Genomic DNA, 14685 nt, shown 5'->3' with positions numbered 1-14685 from the left:
ACTTAATCTCTAAAAACGACAAAAAAAATTTTTTTACGTTAGTATTATATGGAATCTGATTTTTATAATTACATCGAAATAGTACATATTGAAAGCAAAAGGAATTTGATAAACTTATGAAATTTAAACACAAACTGTATATGTGTTCTGCAGCAACTATCACAACTATGACGAGTTTCGCCTTGCCAACATTCGCTGATAGACTGAGTCCTGATTGGAATCTTAAAAATAGTAATAATATAGAGGCTGATATTGTACGTACTTTACAACAGACAGACTCAGCAAAAAAGGTGCTATTTATTAACAATAAATCAGCACATAATAGTATTGAAAATGAATATAGAAACCTTAATCAACATTTACTTGATAACGGTTTTGACGTGAATCAAATATCAGGCACTTCTTTGACAAATAGAGAGTTGAGAAAACATGATATCATTATTATCACAACATCATCATTTACTAATTTCACTACAGCTACACTAGAAAATTTTCAAAATTACGTAGCAGAAGGTGGCTCACTTTTTATTTTAGGGAATTTATTTGTCGAAGGCGATTATGAAAATGTTATTAAACTGAATGCACTCACTACTGTTTTCGGTATTGAATTTTTAAAGGGAATTGTTATAGATGGCTCACAATATGCTGAGAATTTTGCTGAAAACTTTGCTGCCCCCGTTATAAATGACTTTAAAGAGCATCCAATTACGAATGGTGTAACAGATACATGGTTAGGTTATGGAACAGCATTAAACGTTAGCCCACCAGCACTATCACTTGCAACAAGTTCCTCTGCAAGCTATTTAGAAACACGTTCATCCTGGAGTGTTTGGGAGGGCAGATGGCGATATGAAAAAGACAATTATGACTTAGCAGGACCTTTAGCAATACTCGCTTCATCTGAATTTGGAAAAGGCCGCGTAGTCGTATTTGGGGACGAAGATATTTTCAATAATAATCATTACTATAACAGAGATCCAAGTCAGTTACTTAATAATATACTGTCGTGGATGAGTGCAGTACATATTGATCGGTCGATTCATATAGAGCCGGTGTACCCAGCTGAAACATTAGCGTCAAGCGTTATGAAGGGTGGCTCAGCAATTCGTATATATAAATTACAAAACAGCGACGGAGAGCTATTAAAAAATTTACAAGTCGATTACGAAATTAATGGTATTAAAAAAACGGTGCAGTCAAACGATAAAGGTGAAATTCAAATAATAACTCCTCCTTTAACAAATATGAGCGCAACTAAAATTGATATCATATTTGACCAGAATAATATCGATACAATATCTTTCCCAATTGAAATGCGAGATCGTTCATTCGAACAAGAGTGGATGGGCTTACTCGCAATCGAAGGTGGATTGGGTGCAGGTGTAGGAGGAAATATACAAATTGGGAATGATACCGGTTTACAAGCGGGCGCTAGTGCTGGTTTTATACTTGGAGCAGAAAGTTATTTTTCAATGAAGTATTTAGTGAATGCGAATAAATACGACTTACTTTTAGAATTAGGTCAAAGTTTTAAAGCTGGCGTCAATACTTTTGCAGGGCTACAAACAGAAATTGATAAAACTTTATCATTCGATCTTTTAAGTGGTAATCTTAATGGTAATATTCAAAATACAATCGGCACAAATTTAGTATTCTCAGAGTTCAATGATACTAACAAACATACATTAGAGAATGCCCTTTATTTTTATTATCAATTATTATCTTCAGCTCTACTACAAGCACCTCAACTTCGAGAAAACCTCGTTATTGTAACAATGCTGAATAAAATAGAAACACTACTTGAAGAACATACTTCTTATAAAATAAAGACTTTTTATCAAAATCGACTAGACTGGCAAGCTGGCGCTAATTTGTTAGCTCTTCAAACAAATTTAGCTGGTCTTAATGTAAATGCCGCTGCTTTACAAAACGCTGCCCATTCTAGTTCATTGTTAAAAACAACATTTGATTCACCAACTGAAAAAACAGTATTAAGTCAGTTCTCTAGTAGCATAGATAAATCCGCACTTACTGTTGTCGGTGGCTATTCAAAAGACGTAAATCATGATATAGCATCTAACTTAAATATCGCTGGTGAGCTAGATACTGTTGGTGAATCCAATGTCATCGAAGCAGAAGAAGAAATGCTGTATAAAAAAGATAAACTAACTGGTTATTCATATGCTTATTTCAGCGAATTAGACTTAAATGGGGCTTTATTAAAGGATATTGAGAGCGAAAGCATTACGAAGAAAAAATATATTATGGAAGAAGACGCAATTGAACAAACACAAGCATTAACCGCTATTCAAAAAGCGCAACAACAGCAAATTGATTTATTTTTCACACCTATGGATAAACTGGATCAATTTTTAAGCGAGACTACTACGCCAATTCGTTATGAAGAATCAAAAATCGTAAAAAATGATTTTGAACTACCTGTCTCAGTAGGAGTAGGGCTCGGATTAAAAATAGATTTAGGATTTAATTTAGCAGGTTCGTCAAGCGTCGAGTATATTTCTGAAGAAGGCGTTTTCTCACCTAATCAAGGAACCAAATTAACAGCGGTCTATACGTATGATGATGTGATTGAAAATCAGCAACACGACATAACATCTGCATTAAATGTACTTGGCGATATTTTAGTTGGAGAAATGAAAGATTTATTTAAAAACAGTGTTGAGCTAGCAGAGAATGTTAGAGGCTTTGTAAACGAAGCCGTTACAACAGCTTATACAGAAATAAAAGACAACACGCTAGAAACGACTAAACGTATTAAAGTCGAGCTTAGCAAAATGTTACCCGAATCTCTACGCTCTTTTAAAAGTGAAGAAGGAGATGTAATAATATTAAGTGATGTTTTTTTCCTAACATTTACAGATGAACATAACCAAACAATTTCTAATTTAGGTGATACGACTGTTCCACTGACAATTAACTATACCGATGAGGCATTGACTGGGGCCGGATTAACAAATGCTGAAGAAAATTTAGCAATTTACCGTTGGGACGAAGAAAAAGTTATTTATGTTAAAGTTCCAAATGCCCAAGTTAATTTACAAGAAAACAGTGTGACAATTGAAACAAGTTTAGCTGGTCAATATATTTTAGCTTACAATGAATTGACACCAAAGTTAAGTGATGTCACGATTACACAAGATGATGCTCAATTAAAAGTGAATGGAATATTAAAAGATAAATTTGAAGCAATCGATCCTGATGAAATTACATTCCTAACTCAATTTTCCTATAAATCCGCTTCTTCCACAACGAAAACCTTACCTCGTTACTATAATCCTAGAACTGGTGAATTTGAGCTCATATTCAATTATCTAGAACCTGGTATGTTACTATTTAATAGCGAGATTTTTGTTGGTGACAAACATATTGATACAATAAATCATGAAATACTTTTTGAGAATCCGATTATCAATGAATATGAATCTCAAATACATATTGGTAATTATGAAACCTTTTTCAAATTCGCATTTTATAACTCTAAATATCCAGTTAATAATGCAAAATTAATTTATACTATTGATAATGGTACAGAACAAGAAATAGATTTAGAGAAAAATAATAATTACTGGATGCTAAAAATGGAATCTGTAGAGCCGATTGATTTTATCCGTTACAAGATTGTATATGAAACGGCATTTGGTCACAAAAAAGAGACACAAGAGAAGATTAAATATAGCAGTGATTATTTACCATTAGAAGTCGTAGACCATGCAAATGAATTACAATCAAAAGAACCGATTATACTTACATTCAATCAAGCATTATCTGAGCAATCTAACTTAGAATCCATTACGCTCCAAGATGAACATGGTAACACAATTGACTCAACTATATCCATTCAGCAAAATAAATTAGTAATTGAACCTTTACTCAATATATCCGGTCAAGCGACTATTTATATACCTAGAGATAGCATAAAATTAGCTCGTGTACCTTCTCGAGCCAATACGCAAAGTTTTTTCGTTGATACAAACATCGTAAACCCTAATAAATTAACAGGTGAGTTTGAAAAGTTACCAAAGCATTATAAATCCTTGAGCGAGTCATCATCACTGACAGTGACATTCTCTGATGCTGTGCAAGCGTCACTTACAGAAAATCTCCCTTACCTTGTAGATGAAGACGGCAATACGATAGCGACTAACATTACTGCATCAGAAGATCGTCGTCAGCTCATGATAACACCTGTTGATGATTATAGATTATCTACAGAATATGTTTTATATGTAGATGAACAATTAAGAAATTACTCAGGCACTCAAACATTGAAGCAAGCTGAACAATATCGATTTATTCCCGAATAAAACGGTATAATAAATTTGAAAAGGGATGCACCAAAAGTTTACGATAACTTTTGGTGCATCCCTCTTATTTATATTCTCCCTACTCCACCGTCACCGATTTCGCTAAGTTACGTGGTTTGTCCACGTCACAGCGGCGGTGTAATGCAGCGTAGTAGCTAATTAATTGTAACGGTACAACTGTTACAAGCGGTGTTAATAATGGGTGTGTTGCTGGTAAGATGAATGTGTCATCGTCCTCAGCCATGCCCTCCATTGAGATGATACATGCATTTGCGCCACGTGCTGTTACTTCTTTCACATTACCGCGAATATTTAAGGCTACGTCTTTTTGTGAAACAAGTGCAAACACTGGTGTACCTTCTTCAATTAGTGCGATTGTGCCGTGTTTTAATTCTCCACCTGCAAAACCTTCCGCTTGAATGTATGAAATTTCTTTTAGCTTTAATGCACCTTCTAGTGATACGTAGAAGTCAACATTACGACCGATAAAGAATGCGTTACGTGCGATTTTTAAGAAGTCCTCAGCAATTTGCTCAAGGTCTGCTTTGCGTTCAATTACAGCTTGAATATTGTTGGCAACGATTGCTAGCTCCTGCTTTAAGTCGAAGTCAACAGCGATGCCTTTTGCCTGTGCTGTTACGTATGCCGCAACTGCTAGTACAGCAATTTGTGCCACATAAGCTTTTGTTGAAGCAACGGCAATTTCTGGACCTGCATGTAATAATAATGTGTAGTCTGATTCACGAGAAAGTGTAGAACCTGCTACGTTCGTTACTGTTAATGCTTTATGGCCCATTTCTTTAATTTTCACTAATACTTGGCGACTGTCAGCAGTTTCACCTGATTGTGAAATAAAGATAAATAATGGCTTCTCCGATAATAATGGCATATTGTAGCCGAACTCTGAAGAAATGTGAACTTCTACTGGAATTTGTGCAATCTTTTCGAAGTATTGTTTGCCGACTAAACCAGCATGGTAGCTCGTACCTGCTGCGATAATATATAAACGGTCTGCTTGTTGAAGCGCTTCTAAAATATCCGCTTCAATCTCTAGTTCGCCCGCTTCATTTGCATATGCTTGGATGATTTTACGCATTACTGCTGGCTGCTCATCCATTTCTTTTAACATATAGTGTGGGTATGTGCCCTTTTCAATATCACTTGCATCAAGCTCTGCTGTGTAAGGTGCACGCTCAATTACTGTACCTTCAAGGTTCGTGATCGTTACGCCGTTTTTGCGCACAAGTACAACCTCTTTATCATGTAGCTCAACAAATTGGTTCGTCACTTGTAGCATCGCCATTGCGTCAGAAGCGATAACGTTAAAGTCGTCCGCTACCCCAACAAGTAATGGTGATTTGTTTTTCGCCACATAAATGATGTCTGCCGCTTCGCTATCGAGTAAAGCTAATGCGTAAGAACCATGTAATAAGCTAAGTGTTTTACGGAATGCCTCTTCTGTCGTTAAGCCCTCTGATACGAATAAATCAACTAACTGCACGATGATTTCTGTATCTGTATCTGAAGCGACTTGAATCCCTTTTAAATACGCTTTTTGTAATAAGTGATAGTTTTCGATAACCCCGTTATGCACTAACGTGAAACGTCCTGATGCACTTTGATGTGGATGTGCGTTTAAACGGTTTGGTACACCGTGTGTTGCCCAACGTGTATGTCCAATCCCTACTGGCGCTTTTACCTCGTTATCTACTGCTGAACGTAAATCTGCAATACGTCCTTTTTCTTTAAATACTGTAATGCCTTCGTCGTTACGTACTGCGATACCTGCCGAATCGTAACCGCGGTACTCTAACTTCTCAAGACCTTTTAATAAAATTTCTTTTGCATCCAATTCACCAATATATCCTACAATTCCACACATAATTAAAATCCTCCAAAGTGGTGACCGCTCTGTTTCTAGCATCACGAAAGAAACGCCTTTTTAACCGTAAAAAGTCGAGGTGTCACATTTTATTTTTAATTTGTGCCGTCGTAACATGTTTGTCCGCACAATTGCTTGCACGATTTGCATGAGACTTTTTGCGACTTGGCTTAGTCGGGAGGCATCCGCCGAATATTTCGATACTCCTCCACCTCGTCAGCTAAGGTTTATGTGTCGTCCGATTTCCTTAGCTCTGGCGCTATAACTGTTTTCCGATTTTTTGTCTCTATCCTCCTTGTACTTTGTCAGTAAAAGACATCTTACATCTTTTAGCAACAAACATCTACATCATACATAATATTACGGGTCGCGTCAAATAAACTTGTCAAAAAAAGCTATGTAAACACTTACATTGCTGCGTTATGTGCATAAAAAGATGCTTCGTTGACTTTCGTGAAAAATGGTGTAAATCCCTGATACAACGCCATTCACCCGCTATCTTTTACCATAAAATTACTATAAAAAAGAACGAGGTCGCTTACAGAGAAGCGCCCCCCCTATATTATGCATGTTGCTCTAATAATTTTACAATTTCACGATTAAACGCTGGTAAATCATCCGGCGTACGGCTTGATACAAGCTGATTTTGACACACAAACACTTCCACATCATGGAATTTTGCTCCTGCGTTCTTTAAATCAATGACGATTGGTTTTACACCTGTAATATCACGACCGCTTAATGTTTCCGTATTGATTAAAAGCTGTGGTCCGTGACAAATCGTAAATACTGGCTTCATATCATCCATATAATGTTTTGCGAAAGCGACAAAACGGTCATCTCCGCGCAAAATATCTGGTGAATAGCCTCCTGGAATTAATAATGCATCAAAGTCTTCCGGTTTCACATCGTCAATACCGTAATCAATTGTTACGTCTGTGCCTTCTGTTTTACCTGTTACAACTTCGCCTGCTTTAAAGCCGATTGTTACGACTTCATGCCCTGCTGCTTCTAACGCTTCTTTCGGGCTTGTGAACTCGCTATCCTCAAAATCCTTTGCTAATACAGTTGCTACTTTTACCAAAGTAAAACACTCCTTTTCAGTGGATTCTTAATACTATTACCGTCCATTCGTTAACTAAAACCTATTCTGTGAAAGTCGGTACAAACGAATTAATGTATGCTTCATCTCCCCTATGCGCGCATAAAAAAGGACTGTTACCGTATGTGGTAACAGTCCAAATTGATTATTCAGCTAAACCCATATGCATACGTACTTCGTCTGCAATGCGGTTTACATACTCTTTACATGCTGCTTCTGTTGACGCTTCAACCATTACACGTACAAGTGGCTCTGTACCTGAAGGACGTACTAATACGCGACCTTCACCGTTCATTTCCGCTTCTACTTGTGCAATGACAGCAGCGATTTGCTCGTTTTGTGTAACGGCATGTTTATCTGTTACACGCACGTTCACTAGCTCTTGTGGGAAGATTGTCATTTCTGCTGCTAGTTCAGATAATTTCTTACCTGTTACTTTCATGATGTTCACAAGTTGTAAACCTGTTAATAGGCCATCACCTGTTGTATTGTAATCTAAAAATACGATGTGACCTGATTGCTCTCCACCGAAGTTATAATCGTTTTTGCGCATTTCTTCTACTACGTAACGGTCACCTACAGCTGTTTGTACAGACTCCATGCCGTTTTCACCTAAAGCTTTGTAGAAGCCCATATTACTCATCACTGTTGAAACAACTGTTGATTTCTTTAAACGCCCTTTTTCGTTTAAGTACTTACCAACGATGTACATAATTTGGTCGCCATCTACAATTTGACCGTTTTCGTCTACCGCAATCACACGGTCGCCGTCGCCATCAAATGCTAAACCAACATCAGCGCCGCGCTCTGTTACGAATGCTGCTAATGCTTCTGGATGTGTCGAACCAACGCCTGCGTTAATGTTATAGCCGTCTGGTGAAGCACCCATTGTTGAAATATCCGCTTCTAAATCAGCGAATAAATGTGTTGCAAGTGGTGAAGTCGCTCCGTGTGCACAGTCTAATGCTACATGTAAGCCTGTGAAATCTTCATCAACCGTCCCTTTTAAGTAAGAGATGTATTTTTGACCACCTTCGAAGTAGTCTGTTACTGTACTTAAGTCCGTACCTACTGGGCGTGGTAACGTATCTTCCGCATCTAATAATGCTTCAATTTCCGCTTCTTGTGCGTCCGTTAATTTGAATCCGTCTGGACCGAAGAACTTAATGCCGTTATCTTGTACCGGGTTGTGTGATGCAGAAATCATAACGCCTGCGTCTGCATTCATAATGCGAGAAAGATATGCAACACCTGGCGTACTAATTACGCCTAAACGCATAACCTCTACACCGATTGATAAAAGACCTGCTACTAATGCGCTCTCAAGCATTGAACCTGATACACGTGTATCTAAACCAACTAACACTTTCGCACGGTTTTCTGCGTGTTGCGTTAATACATAACCGCCACAACGTCCTAATTTGAATGCAAGCTCTGGTGTTAACTCGCTGTTTGCTACACCACGAACACCATCAGTTCCAAAATATTTACCCATGTTTATTTCTCTCCTTTAAATGTAAAACTCTATGTAGATTCTTCATTTACTTTTCCAAAAAACAAGCCGCCTTTATCATACACCCTTTTTCGGGAATCTAAAAGCGGCATTTTTAATTATTGCTCTTCGACTGCTTTTTTCGAAACATCGACTGTCACCGTCACATTTTGTGGTGATGTGGATGACACGCCCTCTTTCAGCGGAATATCAACTTCAAATTCCCCTGACTTTGTAATATCACTTAAATCAAATTCCACCGCATATTCCGCTAGCGCATCAATAAAGGATTTCGTGCCGTATAGCGTTGCTTTTTCAGGCTTAATCGCAATATCATCAATAACTAGACTTTCATCTAGCTCTCCTTTTTCAAGCAATGTTAATGGCACTTCTTTTGAGTATGCCTCTACTTCCACAGTAACAGCTACTGCGTCAGGTGATGTTGTAACATTTAAACGATTTAAGTCACGGTCTAGCACTTTTACATTCACATTTTGTGTGAAATTCGCCGTTACGACTTCTTCTGGTGATGCTGTTGCTTTGACATAACTAATATTTTCGACGGTTTGTTTCGCTCCAGTCACCATCACTTTTGTCGGTGCGACAGACAAGCTCTTTAACGCATAGTTCTCACCGATAAGTCGTGTATTAATTTCTGGCTCTAGCGTAAATTCTTTCGTCACCTTTTCATCAATGGTCACTTCGACTAAAGCAGGCTCAATTGTCACCGTTAAATTCGGTGATAAATTTTCATGCTGAATCGCTACTTGATGCTGACCAATCTCTAATGATTTCAAATCTGCAAAAATCGTAAAATCTTTAAATAGACGTGCTTGTGTCACATCTGTAGAAGACCCTTGAATCGTGACATCTACCGTTTCAGGCAAACCTGAAACGATTAAATTCGCGTCATCATAAAACACTTCAACCGGCACATCACGAATAATTTCAATCGTATCTTGACTTGCGACTGAGCCATTTTGTGACGGGGTTTCCTCTGACCGAACTGTGAAGAAAAGTAAAAATGCTAGTCCGAGTGCTGTCAGACGCAATGTCCATTTACTGTCCATTTCGTTTCCCCCTCAGTGACCACTTCGATGCTGATTCAGCGGTTACAGATGCGCCAAACCATAGTTTACGAAGCTGTGTTTCAAATTCTTCAATTGTTAAATTACGATATAAATTCCCTGCATCCGCAATACTGATAGCGCCGGTTTCTTCAGATACAATAATCGTAATCGCATCCGTTACTTCACTTAAGCCTAATGCTGCACGATGTCGTGTACCAAGCTCTTTGGAAATAAAAGCACTTTCTGACAGCGGTAAATAACCAGCTGCAGCTGCGATTTTGCCTTCTTGAATAATAACAGCTCCGTCATGTAACGGTGTATTAGGAATAAAAATATTAATTAATAGCTCCGATGAAATATGTGCGTTCATCGGGATGCCGGTTTCAATATACTCATTTAAACCTGTTTCACGTTCAATCGAAATTAACGCTCCGATGCGACGCTTGGCCATATAACTGACTGATTTTTTCATCGCCTCTAATAAACGTGTACGCTCTTCTTCCTCTTGACCACTTGTACGTTGGAAAAACTTACCTCGCCCAATTTGCTCAAGTGCGCGACGAATTTCCGGTTGAAAAATAATAATAATAGCTAAAAACCCGTAATCAATAACTTGTTTTAATAACCAACCTATCGTATTCAGCTCTAAATAAACTGTAATAATACGAGCAATAATAATAATGAAAATACCTTTTAACAGCTGTACAGCCTTCGTCCCATGGATGAGTTTTAATATCATATAAATCACATACCAAACGATGAGAACGTCCGCCATATTGATGAGCACCTCAACAGCTGTTATATCTGTTAGTTGCTTTAATAGTTCCACGTGGCCATCCCCCACTTTTATCCGAATACATACAATAGTATACCATAAAATGTTGTCATACATCTCTTCCACTCTACACCATTTATTTCCAAAGGGGCGCAAAAGGGATGTTTGAGAAAACCCATCTCAAACATCCCCTTACTTGACGTTATGGTACATTATTTAGTTTCGTCACTTTCAAACATTTTCTCCAAATCTTTAAATGCGGACTTAATTTCATACCATAGCCATTCAAACGCTTTGTCGATTTCTTCGACTTGACCCGTAACAACAGAGGTAGATGCCATATATTCGCCGTTAATAACCGTAATATTGCCATCTACTTCGCCTTCTACACGAATATCCCCATTGCGCACAACGATATCACCCGTTACAGTTTCACCCTCCGGCACAATCACGGTTTGTCCATCTACTACTAAATTAGGTTGCTTTGTAACCGAAAACTGTTGGTCATCATTATAGCCCGTTAGTAGTGAACCACTCATTAAAATGATAAACGTCGCAGCAGCTACGATAAATGGATGACGACGTAACCATTTTTGAATGCCTACGTGTTGCTTTGGTTTCGGTAAACGTGCCATAACCCCTATTTCCAAGTTCGGAGGTGCTGAAATATGCGTTGCGCTTTTTATAAAGGCAATCGAATCACTTAATTCATGCATATGTTGCTGGCAGTCCGTACACGATTGCAGGTGATTTTTTAGTTCTAATTCTTGCTCGCGTTGAATATCCCCGTCCAAATATTCATGCATATAATCAACAATATATTGTGGGCATTTATTCATGATGCTGTTGCCCCCCTCCTATAAAGAATTTAGCTGTTTTCGTAACGCTTCTCGGCCTCGATGTAACCTCGTTTTAACTGTCCCTAAAGGCATGTCTAAAACTTCACTAATCTCCTGTAGCGATAATTCTTCAATATATTTTAACACAACAACAACGCGGTATTTTTCAGGTAAACGGCTAATTTCATATTGAATACGTTCCTGCAATTCCATCTTTTCGAGCTCTGCTTCGGGTAACGGCTCGTCCGCGGCAATTTGCGAATACATATTCAACCCTTCCGTCCCTGCAACTTCCGCGTCTAAGTAATAATCTGGCTTCTTTTTACGCAAACGGTCAATACATAAGTTTGTCGCAATTCGATAAAGCCATGTTGAAAATTTTCGCTTTTGGTCAAACGTATGTAAGTTCATATAAGCCCTTACAAACGCTTCTTGTGCTATATCCTCTGCTTCTTGTCTATTGCCAAGCATACGATAACATACTTGATATAGAGAATGCTGATAGTGGCTTACAATATCGGAAAAGGCGCTTTGATCGCCCTTCAGCACTTGTTTTATTCGTTTATTTATCAACGCATCCATCGCGACTTCCTCTCCACCTCTTGCAGCTTCTCTATCTTAGTTTACGGATAAGTGCCGGAGAAGTTTCGTTTTTTATGATTAATTATAACAAATTTCATTTTAATTTTTTCTTATGTTTTTCTTAATTTTCAAATATGTATAGACAAAAAGAAAGGATGCGAGACAAATACGCTCTCGTCATCCTCTATAAAACCTTTAACGATGTTCATCTTTATTTGAGAACTTATCTTTAATGTCCCCAATTGTTTCTTGGACTTGACCTTTTAACTTGTCCTTCTTGCCGTCCATTTCAGTTGAGCGGTCACCAGTCGCGTTACCAACCTGCTCTTTAATTTCACCTTTAACTTTGTTCACAGTGCTTTTTAAATCATCAGATAAACTCATAAATAATATGCCTCCTTCAGATTTGTATACACTATATGTTCCCACAAAACGAAAAGAAAAACCTTTTATCCAAGAAATGCTGCAAATACAACTAAAACAAGTACAACTACAACTAAAACAATTAGCAATGCTGGTAAAATTAATGTAAAGAACGCGCGCCAGTTTGAATAGTGATTTGCCTCTGCTAATGCTGCAACATTAATGACTAACGACCAAATTCCTAACACCGCACTAATCGCAAAAAAGGCAATTGTCATAGGGCTTGAGAAATCGACCATTGAAAAAGCTTGTAAATCAAATGCCGCCCAAACAAATCCAATTACACCCATGACCATCGTTGGAATCATGCCAAGTGATGTCGCTTGGTAAATGTCCCAGTATGAACCTTGTCCTTTAAATAATTTTCCGACTAAAAAAACAATCCCTACACTAATAAACATAAATAAAAATGCAATTACACTCGATAACGCACCCGTCATTAATAGCTCTACAAACGACATCGTACTTGGAATTAAATTCCCGTCCGCATCTACTTCCGCTATTGGCACAAACGTTCCTAAAAATCCAGCTAACAGCACAAGTACCATTGCGACTTTTAATAGATTATGTTCAATCATATGACGAACTGTTTGTTTTGGGTGAAGCCATACATTCGTTAAAATATTCATTGTTGCTCCTCCTTTTTACATATAAATCTTCTTATCTATTATACATATACGTTTCTTCATTTTAGAAAGATTCACATTTTTATATAGAAAAAACAAAAAAGCGACTGACATAAGTCAATCGCTTTCTTGGATGATGTGCCATGAAGGACTCGAACCTTCGACCCTCTGATTAAAAGTCAGATGCTCTACCAACTGAGCTAATGGCACATAATAAAAGTGAAAATGGCTGGGGTACCAGGATTCGAACCTGGGCGTGACGGAATCAAAATCCGCTGCCTTACCGCTTGGCTATACCCCAAAAGCTGTATAAATAAAAAAAATGGTGGAGGGGGACGGATTCGAACCGCCGAACCCTAAGGAGCGGATTTACAGTCCGCCGCGTTTAGCCACTTCGCTACCCCTCCGTAAATAACAAAAAATGGTGGAGGATGACGGGCTCGAACCGCCGACCCCCTGCTTGTAAGGCAGGTGCTCTCCCAGCTGAGCTAATCCTCCATGGGAATATGTTATTTACGTATTAAAATAATAATGGTGACCCGTACGGGATTCGAACCCGTGTTACCGCCGTGAAAGGGCGGTGTCTTAACCACTTGACCAACGGGCCATCGTTGGTATGTCTTAACAAGACAAGAATTATCATATCATTCTTTTATTATACTTGCAATACTTTTTATACGTTTTTTTAAAATTTTTTTGTGCATAAAAAAATGGCTCCGAAGGTAGGACTCGAACCTACGACCTGCCGGTTAACAGCCGGATGCTCTACCACTGAGCTACTTCGGAACAACAAAAATATGTATATAACTTGTTTACATTCTTTAGTATACTATGTTTTTTATTTTTTTCAATATTATTTTTTAAAAATAATAATTTTTCTAATTATTTAATATAGACGTATTTTAACGAGTCTATCGTTTGATGCCACTCGAATTAAACTTTATTATCTCTAACTTACATTCACTTTCATTAAATATCACTTCTAAAGCGATCTTGATTTACAACATTTTCGGCTAAAAGCGTTACATTATATCATATGTATTTTACCGCTATTATATGGCCTCTTATTGCCTTCTACAGCGCTATCCCGTTTCGACTCAAGCGTCAATACTTAACTGTCCTATAAAATACACTTGCTGCACTATATACAAGCTTTTACGAAAGATGCACTGTCGGTAATTTAGTAAAATTTATCGCATATCGTATTTTTATAATGTGTTAATAGAGATAAATGTTCGAACGATAACTGCTACATCTTATTTAGCTTTCTACTATTTTAAATAGTGTGCGATGCGATATAGTGCTAACATTCATCTACGCTACATCTCGTTTAGAATAATAGATATATGCTGCAGTTTCTGTCTGTTCTTTCACTGGTGCAAAATTTTCATATCACAACGATTTGCTAATAATAAAAAAACCGATGAACATAAAGTTCATCGGTTTATGCGTGCGAAGCGACGTCCTACTCTCACAGGGGGAAACCCCCAAATACCATCGGCGATAAAGAGCTTAACTACTGTGTTCGGTATGGGAACAGGTGTGACCTCTTTGCCATCATCACTTAAA

General features: G+C 37.8%; 10 protein-coding genes, 6 tRNA genes and 1 rRNA gene. 1 reads left to right on the top strand and 16 read right to left on the bottom strand.

Features of this window, described 5'->3' with window-relative positions; all coding sequences use genetic code 11:
* The first annotated feature begins 116 nt into the window (after positions 1–116).
* Positions 117–4325 carry an Ig-like domain-containing domain gene (locus A6M13_RS08820; RefSeq protein ID WP_141680933.1) on the top strand — a complete coding sequence of 1403 codons (4209 nt, stop codon included), beginning with the start codon at positions 117–119 and terminating at the stop codon, positions 4323–4325.
* 79 nt (positions 4326–4404) lie between these two features.
* Here the strand turns inward: A6M13_RS08820 and glmS are convergent, their stop codons facing one another.
* The 16 genes from glmS to rrf form a co-directional block, all read right to left on the bottom strand.
* On the bottom strand, positions 4405–6207 hold the full coding sequence (glmS, locus tag A6M13_RS08815) for a glutamine--fructose-6-phosphate transaminase (isomerizing) (RefSeq protein ID WP_066545083.1): 1803 nt from the start codon (positions 6205–6207) through the stop codon (positions 4405–4407).
* A 562-nt stretch (positions 6208–6769) separates the two neighbouring features.
* On the bottom strand, positions 6770–7291 hold the full coding sequence (locus A6M13_RS08810) for a type 1 glutamine amidotransferase domain-containing protein (protein WP_066545081.1): 522 nt from the start codon (positions 7289–7291) through the stop codon (positions 6770–6772).
* A gap of 163 nt (positions 7292–7454) precedes the next feature.
* Positions 7455–8804: a phosphoglucosamine mutase gene (glmM, locus tag A6M13_RS08805; RefSeq protein ID WP_066545080.1), complete on the bottom strand. Its 1350-nt coding sequence runs from the start codon at positions 8802–8804 to the stop codon at positions 7455–7457.
* Between the two features lie 116 nt (positions 8805–8920).
* Positions 8921–9871, bottom strand: a complete 951-nt coding sequence (locus tag A6M13_RS08800; protein ID WP_066545078.1) for a CdaR family protein — start codon at positions 9869–9871, stop codon at positions 8921–8923.
* Positions 9861–10700, bottom strand: a complete 840-nt coding sequence (cdaA, locus tag A6M13_RS08795) for a diadenylate cyclase CdaA (protein ID WP_141680932.1) — start codon at positions 10698–10700, stop codon at positions 9861–9863. Before cdaA ends, A6M13_RS08800 begins: the two co-directional genes overlap by 11 nt.
* 158 nt (positions 10701–10858) lie before the next feature.
* Positions 10859–11485 (bottom strand): zf-HC2 domain-containing protein, encoded by a 627-nt coding sequence (locus A6M13_RS08790; protein ID WP_066545077.1) that lies wholly within the window; start codon positions 11483–11485, stop codon positions 10859–10861.
* 18 nt (positions 11486–11503) lie between these two features.
* The gene (gene sigW, locus A6M13_RS08785; protein WP_066545075.1) at positions 11504–12067 is read right to left on the bottom strand and encodes an RNA polymerase sigma factor SigW; all 564 of its coding nucleotides are present in this window, start codon (positions 12065–12067) and stop codon (positions 11504–11506) included.
* 195 nt (positions 12068–12262) lie between these two features.
* The gene (locus tag A6M13_RS08780; protein ID WP_066545072.1) at positions 12263–12451 is read right to left on the bottom strand and encodes a CsbD family protein; all 189 of its coding nucleotides are present in this window, start codon (positions 12449–12451) and stop codon (positions 12263–12265) included.
* A gap of 65 nt (positions 12452–12516) precedes the next feature.
* Entirely contained in the window at positions 12517–13119 is a 603-nt protein-coding gene (locus tag A6M13_RS08775) for a Yip1 family protein (RefSeq protein ID WP_066545065.1), read from the bottom strand.
* Between the two features lie 134 nt (positions 13120–13253).
* Positions 13254–13326, bottom strand: a tRNA-Lys gene (locus tag A6M13_RS08770).
* Between the two features lie 16 nt (positions 13327–13342).
* A tRNA-Gln gene (locus tag A6M13_RS08765) sits at positions 13343–13417 on the bottom strand.
* A gap of 22 nt (positions 13418–13439) precedes the next feature.
* Positions 13440–13523, bottom strand: a tRNA-Tyr gene (locus tag A6M13_RS08760).
* Positions 13524–13538: 15 nt separating this feature from the next.
* A tRNA-Val gene (locus tag A6M13_RS08755) sits at positions 13539–13614 on the bottom strand.
* Positions 13615–13648: 34 nt separating this feature from the next.
* A tRNA-Glu gene (locus A6M13_RS08750) sits at positions 13649–13723 on the bottom strand.
* Positions 13724–13827: 104 nt separating this feature from the next.
* A tRNA-Asn gene (locus A6M13_RS08745) sits at positions 13828–13902 on the bottom strand.
* A 666-nt stretch (positions 13903–14568) separates the two neighbouring features.
* A 5S ribosomal RNA gene (rrf, locus tag A6M13_RS08740) occupies positions 14569–14684 on the bottom strand.
* Between the last annotated feature and the right edge of the window lies 1 nt (position 14685).

The sequence above is a fragment of the Caryophanon tenue genome, assembly GCF_001700315.1.
Classification (GTDB): domain Bacteria; phylum Bacillota; class Bacilli; order Bacillales_A; family Planococcaceae; genus Caryophanon; species Caryophanon tenue.
Note: the sequence above shows the minus strand (reverse complement) of the source record. Positions and strands in the feature narration are given on the sequence as shown.